Annotated in this window: 17 protein-coding genes; 5 read left to right on the forward strand and 12 right to left on the reverse strand. The window is 50.3% G+C overall.

Annotated elements, in window-relative coordinates; translation table 11 throughout:
* Positions 1–6 precede the first annotated feature (6 nt).
* From OGM59_06210 to OGM59_06250, 9 genes are all read right to left on the reverse strand, one after another.
* Complete coding sequence (locus tag OGM59_06210; GenBank protein UYI90298.1) at positions 7–969, reverse strand: protein phosphatase 2C domain-containing protein; 963 nt, start codon at positions 967–969, stop codon at positions 7–9.
* Positions 970–1,007: 38 nt separating this feature from the next.
* On the reverse strand, positions 1,008–2,336 hold the full coding sequence (locus OGM59_06215; GenBank protein ID UYI90299.1) for an FHA domain-containing serine/threonine-protein kinase: 1,329 nt from the start codon (positions 2,334–2,336) through the stop codon (positions 1,008–1,010).
* Between the two features lie 10 nt (positions 2,337–2,346).
* Positions 2,347–4,092: an FHA domain-containing protein gene (locus tag OGM59_06220; GenBank protein UYI90300.1), complete on the reverse strand. Its 1,746-nt coding sequence runs from the start codon at positions 4,090–4,092 to the stop codon at positions 2,347–2,349.
* Positions 4,079–4,603 carry an FHA domain-containing protein gene (locus OGM59_06225; GenBank protein UYI90301.1) on the reverse strand — a complete coding sequence of 175 codons (525 nt, stop codon included), beginning with the start codon at positions 4,601–4,603 and terminating at the stop codon, positions 4,079–4,081. The genes OGM59_06220 and OGM59_06225 overlap by 14 nt, the downstream gene beginning before the upstream one ends.
* Before the next feature lie 61 nt (positions 4,604–4,664).
* On the reverse strand, positions 4,665–10,289 hold the full coding sequence (locus tag OGM59_06230; protein UYI90302.1) for a hypothetical protein: 5,625 nt from the start codon (positions 10,287–10,289) through the stop codon (positions 4,665–4,667).
* 38 nt (positions 10,290–10,327) lie between these two features.
* The gene (locus OGM59_06235; protein ID UYI90303.1) at positions 10,328–10,747 is read right to left on the reverse strand and encodes a hypothetical protein; all 420 of its coding nucleotides are present in this window, start codon (positions 10,745–10,747) and stop codon (positions 10,328–10,330) included.
* Between the two features lie 13 nt (positions 10,748–10,760).
* Positions 10,761–12,398: a serine/threonine protein kinase gene (locus tag OGM59_06240; protein UYI90304.1), complete on the reverse strand. Its 1,638-nt coding sequence runs from the start codon at positions 12,396–12,398 to the stop codon at positions 10,761–10,763.
* Positions 12,399–12,408: 10 nt separating this feature from the next.
* Positions 12,409–13,185 carry a protein phosphatase 2C domain-containing protein gene (locus tag OGM59_06245; protein ID UYI90305.1) on the reverse strand — a complete coding sequence of 259 codons (777 nt, stop codon included), beginning with the start codon at positions 13,183–13,185 and terminating at the stop codon, positions 12,409–12,411.
* Positions 13,182–14,063, reverse strand: a complete 882-nt coding sequence (locus tag OGM59_06250) for an FHA domain-containing protein (protein UYI90306.1) — start codon at positions 14,061–14,063, stop codon at positions 13,182–13,184. The genes OGM59_06245 and OGM59_06250 overlap by 4 nt, the downstream gene beginning before the upstream one ends.
* Before the next feature lie 299 nt (positions 14,064–14,362).
* On the opposite strand from OGM59_06250, the gene OGM59_06255 reads away from it, so the two are divergent.
* Positions 14,363–15,505, forward strand: a complete 1,143-nt coding sequence (locus OGM59_06255) for an alpha/beta hydrolase (protein UYI90307.1) — start codon at positions 14,363–14,365, stop codon at positions 15,503–15,505.
* Positions 15,506–15,728: 223 nt separating this feature from the next.
* On the opposite strand, the gene ilvC is transcribed toward OGM59_06255, so the two are convergent.
* On the reverse strand, positions 15,729–16,745 hold the full coding sequence (ilvC, locus tag OGM59_06260; GenBank protein ID UYI90308.1) for a ketol-acid reductoisomerase: 1,017 nt from the start codon (positions 16,743–16,745) through the stop codon (positions 15,729–15,731).
* A 124-nt stretch (positions 16,746–16,869) separates the two neighbouring features.
* Positions 16,870–17,526, reverse strand: a complete 657-nt coding sequence (locus tag OGM59_06265) for a FadR family transcriptional regulator (GenBank protein UYI90309.1) — start codon at positions 17,524–17,526, stop codon at positions 16,870–16,872.
* Positions 17,527–17,726: 200 nt separating this feature from the next.
* On the opposite strand from OGM59_06265, the gene OGM59_06270 reads away from it, so the two are divergent.
* From OGM59_06270 to OGM59_06285, 4 genes are all read left to right on the forward strand, one after another.
* Entirely contained in the window at positions 17,727–18,962 is a 1,236-nt protein-coding gene (locus OGM59_06270) for an ATP-binding protein (protein ID UYI90310.1), read from the forward strand.
* Between the two features lie 110 nt (positions 18,963–19,072).
* Complete coding sequence (locus tag OGM59_06275; GenBank protein ID UYI90311.1) at positions 19,073–19,765, forward strand: response regulator transcription factor; 693 nt, start codon at positions 19,073–19,075, stop codon at positions 19,763–19,765.
* Positions 19,766–19,768: 3 nt separating this feature from the next.
* Positions 19,769–21,292 (forward strand): ATP-binding protein, encoded by a 1,524-nt coding sequence (locus OGM59_06280; GenBank protein ID UYI90312.1) that lies wholly within the window; start codon positions 19,769–19,771, stop codon positions 21,290–21,292.
* The gene (locus OGM59_06285; protein ID UYI90313.1) at positions 21,289–22,830 is read left to right on the forward strand and encodes a trypsin-like peptidase domain-containing protein; all 1,542 of its coding nucleotides are present in this window, start codon (positions 21,289–21,291) and stop codon (positions 22,828–22,830) included. Before OGM59_06280 ends, OGM59_06285 begins: the two co-directional genes overlap by 4 nt.
* A 64-nt stretch (positions 22,831–22,894) precedes the next feature.
* On the opposite strand, the gene OGM59_06290 is transcribed toward OGM59_06285, so the two are convergent.
* The gene (locus OGM59_06290; GenBank protein UYI90314.1) at positions 22,895–23,266 is read right to left on the reverse strand and encodes a RidA family protein; all 372 of its coding nucleotides are present in this window, start codon (positions 23,264–23,266) and stop codon (positions 22,895–22,897) included.
* Positions 23,267–23,280 lie beyond the last annotated feature (14 nt).

A 23,280-nucleotide genomic window follows, 5' to 3' on the forward strand; every position in this document is an offset into this window, starting at 1 on the left:
TCCTTACTACTTGATTTTTATTAAAATCACAGAGGTATTGTCTTGCCCTCTGAAATTTTTATCTGTGGCGGCTGCTGTCAACTTAAACGCAGCCAGGTTCATATCTTCTGCCGTCTCCTGCAAAACATCAATCATTTCTTGCCGGGAAAGCAAGCGGTACAGGCCATCGGAACACAGCACAATCACATCGCCTGATTTTAACTGCAACGGCTGCAAATTGATCTCCACCATGCTAAGTTCACGAATACCGCAATAACTGATTAGCGCCTCTCGCTTTGGGTGACTCAAGGCCTCCTGCTCTGTGATCTCGCCGCTGCGCACCTTCTCCATCAATCGGGTCAGGTAATTTTGGTCATGTGTCAGCTGCAACATTTTGCCATCGCGAACCAAATAAATTCTGGAGTCGCCGATATTCAAAAAATGCAGTTCCTCGCCGTCTACCGCAGCAGCAATCAAAGTGGCACCGGCTTGCAACGGCACGCCGTTTTCATCTTTCAGCCCACGCACCAGCGTGTTGATTTTTTCTGCTTCTGTGCGAAAAAAATCCAGATAACTGTGGGTACAATGCCGCCACATGATGCGATAATAATCATCAAACAAGGTTTGCGTTGCACAGGCGCTGGCCTGCTCTCCGCCGCGCAAGCCGCCCATACCGTCGCTGAGTACACATAGGAATTTGGGGTGTTCTTCTAACAAAAGTTGCGTATCACAGGGAATGGTCACACTGTCTTGCTGACTTTGACGCCGACCGATCACCGATGAACTGCCCACTAAAACATGGTCATTTTCTACCAGAAGCTCCGTTTTCACATTATAGCCGCCGGTATTCTGTACTGCCATCTGTGTGTCTTCCGGCGTGCTTTCCGTCTCTGCCAAATTCGCCGTGCTTTGGATTTGTGTACGCTCCAGATAGGCCTGAGCGAATTCCAAATACGCTTCATTCTTTTTGCGTCGTTCACTGTTTTTCATCGCTTTTTCCGCCTATATTCTGACGATCGTTGCCCATTTTATGTTGCCACCAGTTGGATAATAATGTGTTCCCGTGCCAGGTACAAAATAGACCCGGGCACAATCTGCTCCGGCTGATTGTAGCGCAAGCGCTTACCATTTTGCATATATGTGCCGTTGGTAGACACATCCGTCACAATAAAGCGCTGCTTTTGCGCATTATATGTAATCAGGCAATGACGCTTGCTGATAATCATATCCGTGGATGGTACCAACGCATTGCAAGCGGCCAAACGACCCACAGACACGGTCTCACCAGGCTTAAACCACACCCGCTGCCCCACATTGGTGCCGGCCACACAAGTTACTATACAGGTCGGCAAGGCAGGTGGATTTGGCGGTGGCTGCGGAATTGTCCGCTCCGTCCAACCGCCACAGACCAATTCATCAATAAATTGCATACAAGTTTGAGTACGCTTGGCATAATCAATCTCTAACGCATGGCGCACCGCCTGTGCCATAGAGGCAGAGATGGGCAATCCCATTTGGTCCAGCGGCTGCAACTGATCCGCCTGCATTCTGGACAGAGAATCCTGTGGCACCTTGCCGGAAACAATATAATAAAGTGTTGCCGCCAACGCGTACACATCGGTCCAGGTATTTTGGTTGCCATTCTTGGAATACTGCTCCGGAGGGGCAAACCCGGGTTTCAGCAGCACGCTGTTCTCCTGTTCGCTATCTTCCACGCACTTTCTTGCCGCGCCAAAATCAATAAGCTTAATCTCTGTTCCGCCAAGCAGAATATAAATATTCTCCGGGCTAATGTCCCGGTGCAAAATATGGCCGGCGTGCACTTGTTGCAGCGCCCGGGCCGCTTTCACAATATAGTTCCCGGCCAAAGCCGGATCCAGGCGCCCGCCGTGGCTCTTTACATACGCTTTCAAATTGCAGCCATCCAGGTATTCCATCACCAAATAGGCAGTGTTATTCTCCTGAAAATGGGTAAAAATCTGCACAATACCTTGCACATTCTCAAACTGATACAAGGTTTTGATCTCATCAATATAGCTGATTTTACCGCGCTCAAAAATCCTGGCTGCCTTGGTATCGCCGGGGATCGGCACCACCTGACAGCCTGTGCGCTGCGCATAATTTGAGGGCATATACTCTTTAATGGCAACCACACGATTCTTAAAGGTGTCCAGCGCCTTATAGGTAATGCCAAATCCGCCCTGACCCAACACGCGACCGATCATATACTGGTCATTTAAGGAAGTGTATAGCGGCAAAGCGTCCGTACTGTGTGCATATTCCCTTGTATCAAAGCTGCAATGACTACACCGTGTGGCACCGGGCTGCAATACAGAAAAACAATTTGGACAATACATAGTTATTTCCTTAAAATTCCACTTTAATCGTTGACAAACCGGCTGTAATTGTATAACCGGGCTGCAATTTTTGCTTATCTTTCACCCTTGCGCCATTAACAAATGTGCCGTTTGCCGAGTGCAAATCTGCAATCAAAACAACGCCGTCCTTCACTTCCAGCGCAAAATGCTGCCGGGATAATTTAGGGTCATCAATATACACATCACAAACACTGCTTCGACCAACAAAAGCGCTGCCCTGCACAGCCAACTGCACCGTATGCAGCGGGGCACCCGCCGTTTGAATATGCAGTGTAATATTCATCGTCGCTGGTACAGCCGCGCGTACATGGTGGCGTTCTTCCACCACCTGCACTTCCTGTGTTTCAAAAAGCTCCTTAATGGTCTTTACATTTTTCTTCTTTTTCAGTCCTAAAAGGATCAAATAAAATGCCAACAGCACCAGCAAAACCGCAAGAGCAACAAGCAAATACGGCAACACGCGCAAAAATGGATTTTTGCCCTGCAACTCCAGACCCTTTATAGGCTGTACCGCATTGGCATTTTGACTTAAATCCGTAATACCAAGAAAGGTAAAATCATATGTACCGGAATAAATCTCCTTGTCCATCCAGACGGTATAGCTGCCATCCGCATTCTTCTCTGCTTTCTTGACAGCCAGTGGCTTGTCTTTGCCGGTGCGGGTAATTTGATACGCTCCGTTTTCCAGCGCCTTAGCATTAACGGGCACAGCCCCATTCAATCCATCCTGCTGATAGCAGATCTGAAAAGCCTGATGATCCGCACTTACACTAATCTCTGCCTGCACCGGTGCCTGGGTTTTTACCGCTGTGTCCAACAGCACAGTCTCTTTATACACCGTACCGCCCACGGTCAATGCCAATTCTCTTGCACGATTATCCACCGCTTGATCCGTCACAAAACAGGCAACCGATGATTGTAAGGTGCGCTTGTATAATTGCTCCAGAACCGGTGTAAAGGACGGCGTTTTTTGATAGTCATAAATTTGAGCTTCTCCACCGGATACCCGGCTGAGCGTGCGCAAGCGTTTATAGGTACTGCTATTCACTGCTCGAGTATTGCACACAGTATAAAGTGGGACCTTGTTGTATTGATACTTGACCTGCACCTCACTCAGATCTATTCCGTTGCTGTAATCCGCACTCACATCGGTGAGTAAAATAAAATGTAGCACCTGGTATTGGTCGCTCAATGCAGACACTTGGTCAAACAGTTGATCCAGCGCCGTGTTCAAATCCGTCGCGTCCTCATCGCCTTTTAAGGCAGCTACACTCGCCGCGACTTTCTTGGCGCTGTCCGCATCTTTGGCCGTACCCAAGCACTTGGGCAGCCCTGCACCGATGGAATAAACACCGATCTGATGGTCGGCACTCGCCTGCTTTAACAGCGCCTGCACACCGGTTTTCAGTTGATCAAAGGACCCCCGCGGGCAAATGTTGTCCTGGGTCATAGAGGCGGAATTATCCAGCAAAACACAGGTCAGTGTTTTTTGATTATCCGTACGGTCCAAACTGTACAGAGTCATTTCAGCATTACCCAGTTTGCCCTGCACTTCCGCAGCATGTACATCCTGGGATTTGATCTCCACTTGCAAATACGGCACATTGCTGCGCACCATTCCGATCTGATCCGTAGCATTCAAATTCTCCGCAAAAGCAGTAGTCGGAAGAAATAACATCGCCGTGCAAAGCAAAGCGGACAATACGGCAGCGCCGATTCCCTTACCTATTCTCATCTGCTTGCCAACCTCTTTCCTGCTTGCAATAGGGCACAAACACATAGCACCCGCTGCCAAAGCGGATTGTGTCATTTTCTTTCAATTCCATGGCTTTTTGCACCGGCGAATTATTTACAAAAACGGAACCGTTTTCGTTCTTGATATAGAAGTGATCCGAGCGCCGATCATAGGTCACAGACAAATGCTTTTGCCTGCACAACCGGGGATCATCCGTAATGGCAATATCCATCATTCTGTCCCGGCCAATGAAATTTCGATTCATGTGCAGCTCAAAGCTCCTGCCCCGTACCGTGCCGGAAACACACACCAGCCAACCGGTAACCGGGTCAAAATCCTGTTCCTGGAAATAAAGGCCAATCGTCTTTTCTTCGCTGCGCACAGCATCACCATAAGCCTCCGTTTTCATCTCGTCCGCCATGGCATTGCCCTGGGCATTACAGTATGGACAGACCGCAAACCGCGTGTCATCATAATACCGGCTACAAACTGCGCATTGACAGATCGCCATTTTCTCACCTGCTTTGCAACCTGTACACAGCGCCGATGGCACCGTGTACAGGTATTTTAGATCAGTTCAATTTTTCGGCATCCGCCGCATCCATTTTCTTTCTTTTTTTGGATAGAATCGGCAGAATAATCACCGCCAGCAACACCAAACCGATCACCACAAAGATCACCACGGAGATCGCCAGGTTGTTGCGGATCAAAGCGGCAAAGGCATTGGCACTAAAACCTTTGTCCACATAAATATCTTTCAGCACGATTTTGCCGTCCTTTTCTTCCAGCCAGTTATTTTTGTTGCCGGTGGTGCCGGAAACGAACAATTCCTGCTTATTGTAGTCGTTGGCAGTGGAGCACTTGTTCCCGGCCAAATCCGTGATCTCAAAGGTCAAATCGCTCTTGCCATTCTCCAGCTGAACCTGAACCACAGCAATACCGTTTTCTACCGTCCAACCATTGGGGTGCTTTTTGTCCTGCGCGTGATCCCAAACCAGCGGATCCAGTGCCTGACCGTCCCGGGTCATGTGGATAACAATACTGGCCAAATTGCTCTCTGACACAGAGAAAGTAACCGTCTGCACCTTTGTATTGGAATAAAGGTGTTTTTCCAATCCGGTAATGCGCACATAAGGATTGGTATTATCAATGGTGAACTGGATATTTAAGCGATGCAAGTCCTTATTCTCAGAACTGTTGTTGACCACTGTATTTTTGCCGCCCAACTTGGTTGTGGACTTAATGTACAGTGCATACTTGCCCTCAGCCAAAATGTCCTTGCTGCTGATGGTATAGGTATTTACATACCACTCGCCTGCATGGTGCTGGCCCTTCTCCATCGTGACCAAACCGTCCTTCTTCTTACCATTGATATTGATGTAATACTCCGGACTTTGAATTTCCGTAGGAGAATACTCCGTCACCACCAGACTCTGCTTGGCAACAGCCGTCTTATTGGCATAACCGTTATTCAGTGCAGCCAAATCATCGCTAACTACATAGACAGCGCCTTTTTCATTCTTGGTAAACACCTTGCGTTGCACCTGCGACTGATTACCGGCCATATCCACGCTCTGTGCGGTAACAATGTAATAACCATCCTGCTCCACAGCCGTGTAAGTTACTGTGTTTTGCAGCTGGTGGTCCGCCGTCAGCTGCCCGCTGTTCTTGGCAGAGACTTTCACCGTGCGTTTAGCCATCTTGGACTGACTGTCAAAGCAGGTGCCCACCACGCTGGAGGTAATGGTAGAGGCGTTATTGTCTGCCTCTTTGACCACAATCGTCGGCACTTTCTTGTAAGCCGTATTGGTGGTAATACCGCCAATAGTCAGCTGCGGTGCCGTCTTGTCAATGGTAAAGTCCTGCGCAGCCGCACCGGAGAAGTCACCGGCCACTGTTTTATAGCTGTTGCCGGCCTTATCCGTGGTCTTAAAGTTCAGTACATAATCACCATCTGCCACAAAGGTAACGGTCGCTGTCCAGCGGTCTGTGCCGTTCTCCTGACGAAACGCAGATACACTGGGTACTGCAATTCCCTTACCGTTTAAGGTGGCCTTTAACTGATTTTCAAAAGCCTTGGCATTAAAGTTGTGTTCCGTTACGGTAACGGTCGCCGTGCGGGTAGCGTTAAAGTATTTTTTATTCTTTACCTGGTCATTCAGGTTCAAGGCCACATGAATTTTCGGTGCAGTCTTGTCAATGGTAAAGCGGGTCTTGTTGCTACCGCTTACCGCATCCCGGTTGCCGGCTGCATTGTACTTACCATAAGTTACAGCCGTGTTGGCATGACCTACATTATCGGTGCACTTTAAGGTCTTGATTCGATAATTACCGTCGCCGGTAAAGTCCACCTTAATCTGATACTGTCGGTTGTCTCCGTTCCCACTGCCTTTCTGAAGCAGAGTTTTGCCGGTGATCTTAAAGCCCTCGCGATAGGCCTTTGTATCTTTCTTATCAAAAGTTCTGGCGCTGTCCAGGCACTTTTCAATCAACAGTGCCACCTGCTCGGTACGAATATTGCGCTCTGTAATGGTAATATGTGCTGTACGCGTCTTGCTGTAATAACTACCGGACTGCGGTGCCACGGCAGAAGTGTACTCCACCTGAATCTGCGGTGCAGTTTTATCAATACCAAAGGCCACATAATCATAAGATGTGTTTCCGGCATTGTCCGTCAGCTCCACGATCAGCAAAATATCATTGTAGTTGGCATCTACGGTAACGGTGCTAGTCAGTTCTGTGGCCAGGTTAGCATCCCGACCGGTGATCTTGGCATCATCCACCCGCCACAACTCTTTGGCATGCCGGGTCGCATTGCCGGTACTGCTTTCCAAGTTTTCTGCCTGTAAGGCAGCCTGCGCGTCTGCTTTACCGTAAGGTGTGTTCACCTCCAGCGTATTCACCGAGGTCTTGCCGCCCTCTATCAAAGTGTATTTTACAGTGCGGATACCAGACTGGGCGTCCTTAACCGTGACGGTAAACTTGGCGTTGGTGTCATAAAGCGGTACATTCTTCGTTGCATCGTAGCTCTGTTTTTTGTCTTGCTGAGGTGCATTTTGGCCACCGGCCTTGTACGCTTTTTTGTTATTCTGCGTACCGGCCGGCTGATTCTTCCGGGCGATCACAATGGAAGAATCCTGATGCTGCTGGGCGTTCTCTACGATCGTACCGTCCGGGTGCACATAGCCCTGGTCATTTGCCTCGTTGCTGTCTGCAAAATATTTACAGCCGCTCCATTTTCCATCTTCCCGTGTGCCGGGGAAGTTGCCGGCATTATCCGTTGCGTAGGCATAGATCTGGCCCTTAAAGCCTGCCTGCACCGTCACGGTAACAGAGCTATCGTCCACGGGGATTGCCTCTACCTCATCGAATTCCTGATTGAAGGGCACCAGTTTATAGGTAATGGACTTGACGCCGGATGCCGTTGCCTCCTGTTTATCATTGCGCGGATCCGACGCGGAGATCACCACATCGGTATCCTTGTTAAAGAAGAAGCCGTAATCGCTAACAGTCACTTTCTCACAAGCGTTCCCACTGGGAATTGCGAACTGGACTGTGGGCGCAGTCTGGTCAACGTTCAAGGTAAAAGAGACTTTGGAGGCATTGCCTGCGTTGTCCCAGGCTACCACTGTGTAAGTGAGTTCGCCGCCATTCCAATTTTCAATTCTTTCTCCATTGACCTGATGATAGGCGTTTTTCTCATCATCCGCCTGGGCCACAGCATGCAGATCAATTGTGTCGGTTTTCGGCGTTTTCTCGTTGTTGTATTGCGTACTGTATACAACCGTGCCATTCACATCTACCTGCACACCGGCCACACCGGAAATTTTTTCTTTATCTTTATCTGTTTGATCAGATACATGGAAAGAAACGGTATAGTCGTTCTTAAAGATAGTCGTGCTGGGAGAAGCAGAAACCGCATTTTCTGCTTTTAGCTCTGCATTCTGCCCCGCCGCCAAAATCCGCGGTGCGTTATTCTCTAATACAAAATTACAATCCCCAAATTTTTCCAGATCGTCTGTCAGATCATTCAAATTGGAATTGGCTGTTGTCACCTGGATTTCTTTCGTTTGATTTCCTAACTGATCTTGCAGTTGTACATACAAGGAGCCCTTAAAGTTTTTCAGTTCTTCGGCAGTAATCTCTGCAGTAAACTCGGCGGATACGGCGTTACCCACTTCGCCACTTTTTGCTACTTTTGCCGGAATGGTGGTTACCACCTGGTCGCTTGTGTCCTTACTTGGGTCCTTAAAAATCAAGGACTGCACTTTCTTATCTGAAAAACCGCTGGCATTACTGTACTCATCCACACCATCTGTGGCGTGCACCGTAATCTTCAGTTCTTCATTAAAGAAGCGGCCAAAAGACAACTTGTTCAGGAATTTTGCAAACGGACCATTATTGCTTTGACTAAATTCAACTGGATAGAATTCCGGTGCTTTTTTGGGTTCTAATTCCGGTGCTTTTTTGTCATAAAGCTTTGCCGCACAGGAAGACGCACTTGACGCATTGCCGGCATTATCCAGGCAATAGAATTTATGCTCTTTTTTATCTTCAATCGTAAACTGATTTGCAGTTTTGCTATCCGTTATATACTGCCAATCGCCGTCATCCATCTTATAAGCAACAACCGGGAATTCCACCTGTGCATTATTGGTATTTCCCTTTGCCTCTACCGTAGCGGTAATCGGTTCATTGGTCCAAAGTTCTTTCCCGTCTGCACCCACATTTGAGAGCGTTACATTTGTAACAGTCGGCGGTGTAGAATTAAAATTCTTGATCTGAATTTTCTTTTCAGCCACATTTTCCGGTTTCGCATTGTCACACACATATACGGTATGTATTTTATCGTCCTGGATATCAAAGGAATTTTTCTTTTGCCAATCGCCATTATCCAACTTATATGCCCCGAGTTTGTTCAGACCGGACTGCACATCATTGGCGGTTACCGTCACTGTAACGGCCTGGTTGGTAGGCTTATCCGTGCTCTGCTGCACATCATTGATTGTTGGCGCCGTGGTGTCATAATTAGGCATATAGGATAAAACAGCAGACTCGTTCTCAGCCTGGTCTTTCACGCGAAAATCGTACGATTTTCCACCTTTCAGTTCAAAGTCACCGGAAGTCTGCCATGTTTCACCGCCATTGCAGCTAAAAGCCTTAATACCGGAACCGCCTTCATTATCAGCAGCGTCAATATGGTATGTGTATGTGATTTTGTCGCTGATAGGAGTGCCCTGCTTCAAGGCCAAGTTTCCAAGCTTAACCTGCACCTTCTGAATCACAGGTGCAATGTTATCGTATTTGTCCGCTTTTGCCTGCTGCTTTGCTTCATTGCCAACAGCATCCCGTACATAAAAGTTGTGTTCTTTGTTATCCTGGATCACAAATGTGCCGGTCTCCTGCCACTGGCCTTCGTCCATCTTAAAGGCTTTTTCTGCTAGGCCGGATTCGCTGTCCTTACCGGTAACGGTTACCTTTACTTTACCGTTTGTCCACTGTTCGCCCGCATTCGGCGGGTCCAGCACCACACCGATTTCAGGTGCGTTTGCATCTACATACTGCACCTCTACGGTCTCACCTGTGGACACATTACCCACAGCGTCTTTTGCATAAAAGGTGTAAGTCCCATTTGCTTTCACCCGGAATTCAGGCGCTTTTTGCCACTGGCCGTTATCCATCCGATAGGCAACTGCACCATAGCCGTTACCATCATCTGCCTGCACCGTCAGTGTGGCCGGAGCTTTTCCCCATGCGGTGGGATTGCCGCTTACAGTCACCCTTGGCGCCTGGGCATCCGGCTGCACAGACGGCTCTGTGCCGGTCACAGTACCGTCCGGGTCACACAACACACCTACCCAAGCGGATTGATCGGCTAACCAAGTACCAAAGTCAATGACACCGTCACTGATCCGCACATCGTCTGCCGGATCTACCGCGCCATCCACATAAATGGTCGGCACCTCTGCGCTTTCTGCTGTATAAGCGACTTTGCTGCCGGTTACTTCCAAAGTTTCCGCACCGAAGAAGTACACCTTTTTGCCCTGCACCTCCACAACCATACAGTCTTTGGTGGCAGCCATAGCAGAGGTCACCAGACCCAAAGGCAAAGCCGTCAACAACATGAGCACTGCTAACAGACAGGCCAATCCCTTTTTAGAAGTCATTTTTACTTGCAAGATTTTTGCTTTCATCATTCTTTCCCCATTTCTAATTTTTTATGTTTTATATGAAGTCACTCAATGATCTCTTTAGAGTACGCATAGCGCAGGCTCTTCATGATCTGAAAATCCGCCTGTGCATCTGCTTGCAGCAATGTGGTCTGGCCGGAGTGTTCCGCAGGTGTTTTCACTGCTGCATTTTGATCAAGTGGCATTGTGTTACCGCTATGGTCACCGGCAGGTGCCGCTGCACTACCGGTAGGCACTGTACGAGGTTGCACCTGCCTGGGCTGCACCGCAGGCCCACTGGGAGTTGCCGGAGCAGGAGCGGCTGTATGTTTGTGGTGCCGGAGCCGCTCTTGATACCCACGATCCAGCAGGGCATCGTACACCTGGGCCATATTTTTCTTGAAGAACACAAAAACGGCCGTAATTGCTAAAATCACGCCAAGCACCATAAAAGAGATAGAAAGTCCGATCATTGCACTGTACATAAATACTACCTCCTTATGTATTTTCCTTAAAATTCTGCTTGGCTTTTTGCGAGATGCTATCATCAAAGAAGCATTGCAGCGCTGCCGCTCGCTTGGGCAGGAAATAGGCTTTGTTGTCGATCAGACAATTTGCCTGGCTTTTCACCATAAAATCATATATACCCTGGCACTCTGCGTCACTGGTATTGGCGCTGTTATAAAGTGCATCATACGCGGCCAGCTGATCCTTGTTCTCTTCCAAAAAGCTGCGAATGGTTTGCAGATTTTTCATCACCTCGTCCAGATTTTTCGCTGCGCCGTTGGCGTCTGGGTCGTTGCTGTAATTGGCGGCAGCCTGATAAATCTGGGCGTAATACAATTTAATGGTTGCAATACTCGCCGGCATATCCACAGATTCTAGGCCATTTTTAATATCAAAAGGCTGATTGGGCAAAATGCGAATGCTGTCCGGATCTGTACTGGCAAAGGAACGATAATATTTGCAGGCATTATCCAGCGCATCTTTCTTATCCAAGTTGCTATTCAGTTCCACACGCAGGGCAATTTCAAAGCCGACCGTATTACGATCCTCCGTGTCCTTGATTTGTGTATATTGCCCAATATAGTCCGGTAAAGTTGCCAACTGGTTTGCGCTGGCGCTCTCTACATAGCCCTGATAAGCGTCTGCCCGGGTGGGGTCAATAGCAATGCACTCCTCATACTTGCCGCTACTTAATTTGTCCTGATAATCGTGATTGCGTACCACAAACGAAAGCGGCATCAAAATCGCACCGATCATAAAAAAGGAAATAGCCGCAGCAATCAATCCGCGAAAGGCATTGAGTTTGCGTTGTCGAATGCGAATGACAGCCTCGTCCCGGTCATGATAATGCTGAAGCGCATACTTAAAATCCGCCGCCGATTGATACCGATTGGCCGGGTTTTGCGCCGTAGCTTTATTCAGCACTTTAATCAGACCGTCTGTTACCGCCGGATTCTGCTTGCGAATATCGTCGTAAAATTCCACATCATACGGCGTTTTTCCCATCAGCAAGGAACGCAGCGTGATGCCCAGCGAATACACATCTGTGCGCGCATCCGACTGCACCTTAGCATCAAATTGTTCCGGCGCCGCATACCCGCGCGTACCCACATTGGTGGTATCGCCCACATTCTGCGGCTTGTATTTCTTTGCTATCCCAAAATCCAGCAGTTTGATCTGCTGTCTGTCCGGCAACAACTGCACATTGGCCGGCTTCATATCTCGGTAAATGATTTTTGGGGACTGGGTATGCAAATACTCCAGTACATCGCAAAGCTGGGAGCCCCAAAGCACCACATCTTCCGGTGTGGAAGGACCGTGCTTCACTTCTTCTGCCAGGGATTTGCCTTCTACAAAATCCTCAATAATGTAGATCGTATCGTTTTGATCCACAATGTCCACAATGCGCACAATATTGGGGTGATTCAGCTTGGTGAGCATTTCTGCTTCTGACACCGGCGTTAAACCGACAATATTGCTTTGGCCCGGCGGTTTCTTCTTCGCTTCCTTTACGGCCCACTGCTTTTTTAAGCGTCGATCCATGGCCAAATACACAACAGACATACCGCCATGTCCCAGTTCTGTTAAAATTTCATATTTACCATCTATAATGGATCCGATCTCTGCCATAACTGCCCCCTTAATGCACTGTCTTAAAAGCGACACCAGTCATATTGTCCTGTTCATTCCGTTGTTGCAACAGACCGATGATCTCAACTAACACATCTTGCATTCCACGCTCAGACCGTACCACCCGCGGTGAGAGCAGTCCCAGTAGCTCCTCCTCTTGGATTTCATGACGAAAACCATCTGTACACAACAGGTAAACCGTATTGGACTCCAATGTGTATTCTAAAAATTCCGGCTGCAACACATGAGAGGCGCCCACGCACTGTAAAAGTACATTGCGCCGCGTATCTTTTTCTTCCTGATCCGGAGCCAATTTTCCGGCGCTGATCTCCCGAGCCACCAGGGATTGATCCTGCGTGAGACGCGAGACATTATTTTGTATCTTATATAATCTGGAGTCGCCGATATTGACCACATACAGTTTATTGCCAATGCAAAGTGCAGCCACCACAGTCGTACCGAGAGAAATATTGTGATCCAGTCCATAATTGCCAATATCGGCATTGAGCCGATTCAACAAATGGGTCCATTCCTTGCGCAATAATGCAAAATCCATTGTGCGCTGGCTGAGCAGAATCGGCAAGCTCTGCGCAAACCAATCTGTAAAGCGTGCGACCACGGTTGCGCTGGCCACCTCGCCTTTTTTTAATCCGCCCATACCGTCACACACTACGGCGAACAACAAATTCCCATATCGCTTGCTCCGGGCGGTTTGAATACAGTAGCTGTCCTGATTGGTCTTTTTGACCGGGCCAATATCCGTTTGTGCCGCAATTAAATAATTCATTTGGAGTCCCCCTGGATTTCAAAATCTACGATCTCGTTAGCCAAAATTAACCGATCACCGGACCGCATGGGATAATGCCGATTGGGTTGCAGCTTGGCACCGTTCAGCGTTGTACCATTGGTTGAGCCGTGATCAACAACGGTATAGCCGCCCTCTGTAATAGAAACGGTTACCTGGCGCTTGCTGATATAATCATTTTGTAAGACCAGATTACAGCAACTCGGGTCTGCGCCAATGGAAAATTCTGTTCCCTGCATCGGTACGGACTGACCGGTGCGCACCACAAAAAAGGTAGCTGTAGGCATTTGGGGCATTAAAACACACGTATCACCGGAGTGATTAGACAAATCCTGCATAAGCGAAGCCGGATTAGGAGGCACAAAGCCCGGCACATATCCACTTGGTGGAACGAGAGGCTCCGTCTCACCGAAACCGTTTGGCGTCGGCGCTCCCTGCAATTCTGCTGCGCTGTACTTACCGTTGTCCGGCATATCCAGTGGCTCTGTCACGCCATAAAAATCCTCCACCGGAACATGCAAAGGTTCTGCCCCGCCATAGTTGCCGTCTGTAAAAGGCAAAATCGGTGCTGCGCTTTGTAAGTGCTGCACCGGCGTGTTCAACGGCTCCGTTGCGCCAACGGAATCATAGGCCGGTGCCATTAGCGGTTCCGTTGCGCCATACTGGTTTTGACCCGGCAGCGAAATTGGCTCTGTCATCTCCGCCATATTCTTCTGTGCAGCGCCACCAAAAGTTCTGGCAGTTTCATAAGGCGCCTGCATACCTATACCATTCGCCGCTGCCCACATATCCGGTGAACCGACCACATCACCGCAACTTTGATTTTTCTTCTTTTTCTTTCCAAATCTAAAAAGACTCATTTTTCCTTAGTCCTATGATTTTCTATACGCATTCTCTTTTGAGGCTGCGGTTTTGTTGCGACTACATATTCATATTTATTTTACAGTAACGAATTGTTCACTTCTATATGCTGTTTGCGTACTATTGGCAATTTTTTGCCTAAATTTGCATATTTCTACGCGTGATTTGTCAATTTCTGTATATTTTTCCAGTTTAAAATCACTTTCACCTTGATTTGCAATTTGGCAAGGGTTTTGGTATGATGAGAACAGAAAGCGGTCGAGTTTAGAGGCGCAATCGATGGACGGGGGGTACGGGAATGAAACCGAAAAAGCAATGGGATCACAAGTGGTACACGGAGGAATTTTTGCAACAACTAAAGGCAACGGCGGCGGTGGAGATGGACGGCGATTTGCCCTACATCACCAAATATGCACCGGACGCCGGTTCGCCAAATGGGATTGACCCGCGGCTGCTGGGCGGACCCATGGGCAAAATGGCGCGGTCCACGCAGCTGGTGCCAAATTTCATTCTGGACCGGGTCAAGATTCCGGTAACACCGAAGATCTTGGCTGGATTCCGTGCCGGGTGTGACCGTGTTTCCTATGCCAAATGCGTACAGGCAAAGATTGAAGTGCGGGACAGCACCGTACCGGCGGCGGACGGTTATCCCATTCCCATTCGCATGTACAACAGCGCCCAATGTGCGCCGGGCAGCCCCTGCCTGTATTTTATCCACGGCGGTGCCTTTGTAGGCGGCACCCTGCGCCCCTATGACGAGGGGTGGAAGCTGTTTGTAGAAAAGTTCCGCTTGCCCGTGGTGGCAGTAGATTACCGACTGCTGCCGGAGCACCCATATCCCACGCTGTACGATGACTGCTGCCGCGTACTGGAATGGCTGGGCGGCGACGGTGCCCGGGAGCTGCACATTGACCCAAGGGCCGTTTTTGTGGTAGGTGACAGCGCCGGCGGCAACCTGGCCCAAGGCTGCGCCACCCGCTACAAAGGCACCCACCGGGTGCGGGGGCAGCTGCTGCTCTACCCCACCCTAAACCTGTTTGGCAGCACAGACCGCTACTATCACCCAAAAGAAACAGACTACCACCCGGCGCCGGGACAGCAAAAGCTGGCTATGGGACTGGTGCGGCAAATGGAGCTGCTCTCTCGCTCCGGCAAGTCCTTTTTGGGTATTCCGAAGCCGGACGATCTGTGCAATCCCTACACCTCCGACCCGGCTGGGAACCCGCCCACTTTTCTCTCCGTAGGTGCGCTGGACTACCTGCGCAACGACACGGTGGCTTGGGCCCACAAGCTGCACGACGCCGGCGTGCCCACCCGCCTGGTCATGTATAACGGTATGGGTCACGGCTTCTTAAACGCCATGGGCGTCTTTCCCCAGGCCGAGGACCTGCTGGACGAAATGGGCGCGTTTATCCAGAATGTTTGTAAAAGCCATCAATAGCCGTTGACTGCGAGCTTTATTTGCTTTTCTAAACTCTACGCTGCGCAGATTGCGCGGCAGGCATCTGTGATCAAGCGGCGCAAACAAGATCCACCTCCACGGCAATCGGGGTGGCTTGAATAAAGTGCCGGTTGGGCGATAAGCATAACGAACACACGCAAAAAAACAGCCATCACCGTAAAGGTGATGGCTGTTCGTTTGGTATTTATGAAGCGAACAGGAATTATTTCTCTGCGTACTTGTCCTCGCCGTTCCAGGAATACAGCTTACGGATCTCGGCGCCGACTTTCTCCAGCTGATGGTTGGCTTCCATCTCTCTCTTGGCCTTAAAGTGTGCCCAACCGTTGTTGCTCTCGGTGATGAACTTGGAAGCGAAGGTGCCGTCCTGAATCTCTTCCAGAACCTTCTTCATTTCCTTCTTGGTCTCATCGGTGATCAGACGCTTACCGGTCTCGTAATCGCCGAATTCAGCGGTGTTGGAGATGGAGTAACGCATCTTGGCAAAGCCGCCGTTGTAAATCAGGTCAACAATCAGCTTCATCTCATGAATGCACTCAAAGTAAGCATTTCTCGGGTCATAACCGGCCTCAACCAGGGTCTCAAAACCGGCCTTCATCAGAGCGGTTACGCCGCCGCACAGCACAGCCTGCTCACCAAACAGATCGGTCTCGGTCTCGCACTTAAAGGTGGTCTCCAGAATACCGGCACGAGCACCGCCGATACCGGCGCCGTAAGCCAGAGCAATATCCTCACAATGACCGGTAGCGTCCTGATATACAGCTACCAGACAGGGCGTACCCTTGCCCTCTTTGTACTCGGAGCGAACGGTGTGACCCGGAGCCTTGGGAGCGATCATGAACACATCTACATCGCTGGGAGGCACGATCTGCTTAAAGTGAATGTTAAAGCCGTGGGCGAAAGCCAAAGCCTTGCCGGCGGTCAGGTTCGGTTCAATGTCCTTCTTATAGATGGAAGCCTGCTTCTCATCCGGGGTCAGGATCATGATAATGTCAGCGGCCTTTGCAGCCTCAGCGGTGGTCATAACCTTCAGGCCAACGCTCTCTGCATGCTTCCAGGACTTGGAGCCCTCGTACAAACCAACAACTACGTCCACACCGCTCTCTTTCAAGTTCAACGCATGGGCGTGGCCCTGAGAACCAAAGCCGATCACGGCAACGGTCTTGCCCTTCAGGTAATCCAGATTACAATCTTCTTGATGGAAAAGTCTTGCTTCTGCCATTGTAGTTTCCTCCTAAAAAATAAGTTTAATTGAAGTCACAGTGTTGTATGATGTCGCTGTGGTTTCTTAACAATTCACATTATATCCTGTATGATGTCTGTTGTCAATAGGCAATTTAAATTTTTTATAGATGCTCCATTGCATGAAGAATGTGCAGCCGCATGGCGGTGCGGGCGCCCTCGGCATTGCGCTTCTTAATGAAGTCCATAATCAGCCGATCGTCGTTTAGATTATCAGCGCTTACATCCTTGTCCCGGGTCATGACGATCACGCCTTTTTTGATGGCATTGAAAATCACCGGCATAAACTGCTTCACAAACGCATTGTGCGTGGCATTGGCAATACTCTCATGGAACTTTTGCTCCTCTGCCGTGCGGTCCTCGCCGCTTAAGATCTTCTTTTCCACCTGCTCACCGTAGTAGCAAATCGCGTCAATTTCTTCCTGTGTTGCCCGCTGTGCAGCCAAAAAAGCGCAATCCGGTTCAAACATCAGCCGCATCTCAAACAGATCGTCCAAGCCGGAAGCAATGTCGCTCAGATCCGCCGAGTCGATCACCGTATTGGCACTGACAAAGGTGCCCTTGCCCCGCCGAATCTCCAACACACCGCTGGTGGTCAAAATTCGAATGGCCTCCCGCAAGGTGGAACGACTAACGCCCAATTCCGCCGCCAGGTCATTCTCATTAGGCAGCTTATCTCCCACCGTAAAGCGGTGCTGAGTCTCGATCATATTCAAAATCTGCTGTGCCGTACTCTCCGGTAGCATTGCCGATCTTGGCATATTCCTCACCTCTGCTCACATCATAACACAAGTTGTATGCAAAAGTCAAGGCGTTGTCTGACATCTTACAATTATAGAACTGATTTTCTGCTGTTCTTTGTTCACCCTGCACGAATTTGCCCTGCGGGGGTTGTAAATTGTGAACAAATGCTATATGATAAGGATATAAATAAGAGAATATATATAATGGAGCGTAAAAAATGAACAAAGCAACCCAATTACGATACAATATGGAGTCCCTATGCATCTATCAATTCAAGACAGACCCGGTGATGCACAGTTTACTGCACCTGCTGCGCAGCATAGAAGACGGCGAGGCTGTGCTGGAGGCGCAAAGTGCCTTTTTCAGCACACTGGCACCTCGAGACACGCTGCGCCGGTATATTTCCAAGTTGATCCTCACCGACGACAATGTATTCAGCAAAGCCGCCGCCGGCGATGCGACAGACCGTCTGCACCCTGCGATCCTGGATGGTGTTAAAAGCGACCTTGCCAAGCTGGAGGCTATTGCCGACCTGACCCCGGAAGATATTCTGCATGCAGTAGAAAATAAGGACCTGCGGGAAGTGCTGGGCACCCTGCCCCGATGGGAGAACGGCGAAGCGCTGCCGCCCCTGAGCCAAAACTGGGCGGAGCAAACGGAGGTACTGGCTGCATTCCATAAAAGAAACGGCTACGGTCTGTTTGCCAGCTACGCCGCCTTTGAGTGGCGGGATCACGCCCTCTCCCCCATCTCCGCCACGGACCCGATCCAGCTGTCCGATCTGAAGAACTATGAATTGCAGCGGAGCCAGGTGGTGGACAATACAGAGAGCTTTGTTTGCGGACTGCCCGCCAACAACGTGCTGCTGTACGGTGACCGGGGCACCGGCAAAAGCTCCACCATTCACGCCATCCTGAATGCATACAAAGAACAGGGTCTGCGCATGATCGAGATCCCCAAAAGCGCGGTGGAGGAGTTGTCCTTGATTCGGGAGTACCTGGCGGACAGCCCGATGAAATTTATCATCTATATTGATGACCTAAGCTTTGACAGCCAGGACAACGCTTTTACAGAGCTGAAAGCGGCGCTGGAGGGCGGCCTGTCTGCCTGCCAGCCCAATACGCTGATCTATGCCACCTCCAACCGGCGCCACCTAATCAAAGAGAACTTCTCTGACCGGGAGGACGATGTAAACAAAAATGACACCCGCCAGGAACAACTGTCTCTGTCCGATCGGTTTGGGCTGACCATTACCTTTATTAACCCGGACAAAAAGGATTATCTGGACATTGTGGAAAAGATTGCCGCCGATCGTGGCCTGCAAGTGGACGCCCAGCGGCTGGACGCTGCCGCCGAGCAGTGGGCCGTGCGCCGAGGCGGTCGTTCTCCCCGTTGCGCCCGCCAGTTTATCGATCATGTGGAGAGCGCTCTGCGCCGGGGCAAAGAATGGTAAAAATTCGTTCGCAAATTATTAAAAAATTTCATTTTTTGTTTACCGAATTCTAAAATTATGAACAAAAAAACCTGCTATGATAGCAGTATCAAAGAAAAGGAGCGAAAACAATGAGCAAAATTCTGGTAGTGGATGATGAATTAAACATCTGCGAATTACTGAAACTATACTTAGAGAATGAGGGCTACACGGTGTTTACCGCCAACGACGGCCAAGCCGCCGTGACCGCCTTCCAGCAGAAGGCACCGGATTTGGTACTGCTGGACATTATGCTGCCCAAGATGGACGGCTGGCAGGTGTGCCGAGAGATCCGCAAGACCTCTTCCGCCCCCATCATCATGCTCACCGCCAAGGGCGAGACCTTTGACAAGGTGCTGGGACTGGAGCTGGGCGCCGACGACTATGTGGTCAAGCCCTTTGACGCCAAAGAGGTGGTGGCCCGGGTGAAAGCTGTGCTGCGCCGCACCCAAGGCAAAAATGACAACGCCGAGGAAAGCAAGAAAGTGGTCACCTATGACAAGCTGGAGATCAACATTGCCAACTATGAATTGAAAGTCAACGGCGTGCAGATTGACACGCCGCCTAAAGAGCTGGAGCTGATCTACCACTTTGCTTCCAACCCCAACCGCGTCTTTACCCGCGACCAGCTGCTGGACGAGGTATGGGGCTTTGAGTTTTACGGTGACTCCCGCACGGTGGATGTGCATGTGAAGCGCCTGCGTGAAAAGTTAGAGGGCGTCAGTGACAAATGGGAGCTGAAAACCGTTTGGGGCGTCGGCTACAAGTTTGAGACCAAGGAATAAGTAATGGCGTTTAAGGATGTACTCGTCGGTAAAAAGCCGGTCAAAAGCAATATCTTTGCCAAATACTTCCTGCTGTTTGCCGCTATCTTTTTGGTCACTTTGACCGTGCTGGGCACCGCCCTGACCCTGATGGTCAACGCCTATTCTCAAAATGAACGCACCAACCTGCTGAAAGAGAATGTGCAAAGCGTATCCGGTACCATCAGTTCCTCATTGATCATGCAGGACATTAACAGTCGCTACAGCGTGGAAAAAGAGCTGATGTGCGAATCCCTGTATATTATTTCCAACTCTATCGACGCAGATGTATTTGTCTGTGATGTGGAGGGTAATATTATTCTGTGTAAGGAGCGGGCCTATTCCACCCCGTATTTTGGGGAGTTTACCACCTGCGCCCTGCACGACAGCTATTCCATCAGTTCCGCACTGCTGCAACGGGTGTACGAGACCGGCACCGTAACCGGGCGTATTACCGTACGCGGTCAAACCAATTATATTGTAGGCACCACCATCGTTAGCGACGGCGATGTGATCGGCTACACCTTTGCGCAGACCCAAACCGGCGTGCAGTCCCTGGCACTGGCGGTAATCCGCATTTTCCTGCTCAGCGCGCTGGCCTGTTTGATGCTGGCCTTCATCTGCATTTGGCACCTGACCAAAAAGATGGTGACCCCTTTGCAGCAAATGAGCGCTGCCGCCAAGCAATTTGCCATCGGCGACTTCTCTTACCGAGTCAAGGTGCGAGGCTGCGATGAGCTGGCGGATCTGGGCATTGCCTTTAACGATATGGCGGACGCACTGGATAAAACAGAAAGTTCCCGCGCCAGCTTTGTGGCCAATGTGTCCCACGAATTAAAAACGCCTATGACCTCCATTGCCGGGTTTATTGACGGTATTTTGGACGGCACCATCCCCAAAGAGAAACAAAACTATTACCTGGGACTGGTAAGCACCGAGGTGCGCCGACTGAGCCGCTTAGTGGTGGCCATGCTAAATATGAGCAAGATCGAGTCCGGCGAATTCCAAATGAAGCCCAATAACTATGACATCTCTGACCAAATCATCCGTATTCTTTTGACCTTTGAACAAAAGATCGAGAAGAAGAATATTGAGATCATCGGGCTGGAGGACCTGCAGCCCCAGTACATTGTGGCGGACCCGGATATGATCTACCAGGTGATCTACAACCTGTTTGACAACGCAGTGAAGTTTACCAACGAGGACGGCTTTATCAAGGTTACGCTGGAGGATTTGGGCAGCCAAATTCGTGTAAGTATTAAGAACAGCGGCGCCGGCATTAAGGCCGAGGAGCTGTCCCGCGTGTTTGAGCGCTTCTATAAAGTTGACAAATCCCGCAGCCTGGACGCCAAGGGTGCCGGACTGGGATTATATATCGTAAAAATGATGGTGGAAATGCACTCCGGCAGAATTTATGCCAAGAGTGAAGACGAAAACACCGCGGAATTCGTATTCACCCTACCCAAGACATTCACCCCCGTCAATAAAAAAGGAGCAAAAGAAGCATGAGCGACTATGAACAGAACCCGATAAACGGCAGCCAGCCCCCCCAGGGGGACAGCCAACCGAACACCGGCTATACGCCATATCAACAACCGGGCACCTATTACACACCACCCCAACCGGAGCAGTCCCAAACGCCGCCCACCGGCGACAACGGCACCACCTATCACTACGCCTACCACAGCGGCAACCAGCCCGGCGCAGCCTACAACGGCCAGCAGACCGGTGCCGCTGACCATACCACCCAGGCACAGTCCACCGGCCAGACTTACGGCACCCCCACAGAGCCGCCGGAGCCGGGCAAGCCGGAAAAAAAGAAGAACAAAAAGACAATTGCCATCGTGGTGAGCGTGCTGGTGGTGTGTGTGGTGATCGCCGTTACCGGCATTGTACTGGCAGCCACCGGCGTACTCTCCGGGGATAAGGAAGAAAAAACAGACGGCACCTCCACCTCTCAGGACAGCGGATCTGACACACAGACCGTCAGCGGCGGCAGCGTGGCAACCAAGGACGACAGCGGCAACCTGACTGTTGCCGGCGTAGCCAAAAAAGCCATGGACTCCTGCGTGGGTATTACCGTCTATTCCAAGCAGAATTCCTACAGCAACTTCTACGGCTACGGCTCCAATAACAGCTCCGACAGCAGTGACGACCAGCAAGCCAGCGGCGAGGGCTCCGGCGTGATTATGAAGGAAGCGAACGGCAAGACCTATATTATGACCTGTGCCCATGTGATCGCCGACGGCAGCAGCTTTAAGGTGACCCTGAATAACGGCAAAGAATACACCGCCACAATGGTGGGTGCCGACAGCCAAACGGACATCGGCGTGCTTTCCATTGAAGCCACCGGGCTGCAAGCAGCCACCTTTGCCGACAGCAAAAGCCTGACCGTCGGCGAGCAAGTGGTGGCCATCGGCTGTCCCGGCGGTCTGGAATTCAAGAACAGCGTCACCAGCGGCTATATTTCCGCTTTGGATCGCCCGGTGGAAAGCTCCATCGGCTACGACAACGAGTGTATCCAAACGGACGCAGCCATCAATCCGGGCAACTCCGGCGGCGCGCTGTTTAACATGCAGGGTCAGGTGATCGGCATCAACTCCTCTAAGATCGCCTCCACCGAGTACGAGGGTATGGGCTTTGCAGTGCCCAGCTCCACCGCTGTGGATACCGCCAACAGCCTGATTAAAAACGGCTATGTAGCCGGTCGCGCCAAGATCGGCGTCACCTACAACACCATTACCAGCTACAACAACGCTGACGCCATCCTCTCCGCCCTGACAGAAAAGGGCTTTAAGAACGCCAAGGGCACCATGGTAATCAACCAAGTGAGCAGTGACTCTGACCTGGCCGGCAAACAGGTAAAGCAGTACGATATGATCGTAGCCGTCAATGGCAAGACCATGACCTCCACCGATGTGATGACGCAGGTGCTTTCCGATAGCAAGCCCGGCGACACCATCAAGCTGACCATTGCCCGCATTGAGGGCAACCAGATCAAGACCTTTAAGGTAGACTGCAAGCTGATTGAAAGCAAAGGCAATTAACCGCGCATAAAAAAGGAAGTGCCGAACCATAACGGTTCGGCACTTCCTTTTTATTATTGATTGCTTACAACTCGGCGATCACTTCCACCTCGCACAGCACACCCTTGGGCAGGTCCTTAACGGCCACGCAGGAGCGGGCAGGCTTGGCGGTAAAGTAAGTGCCATACACCTCATTGAACTTGGCAAAATCCGCAATATCTGCCAGGAAACAAACGGTCTTTACTGCCTTATCCAGAGAAGTACCGGCAGCCTCAACCACGGCTTTCAGGTTCTCACACACCTGGCGAGTCTGGGCCTCAATGGTGGTGGCCTCCACATTGCCGGTGGCCGGATTAATGGCGATCTGGCCACTGGTAAACAACAAATTGCCGGTTTTCACCGCCTGGCTGTACGGACCGATGGCGCCGGGGGCGTTGTTGGTGCTTACATATTCCATAATCATTCTCCTTT

Source organism: Oscillospiraceae bacterium, from assembly GCA_025757685.1.
GTDB lineage: Bacteria > Bacillota > Clostridia > Oscillospirales > Acutalibacteraceae > CAG-217.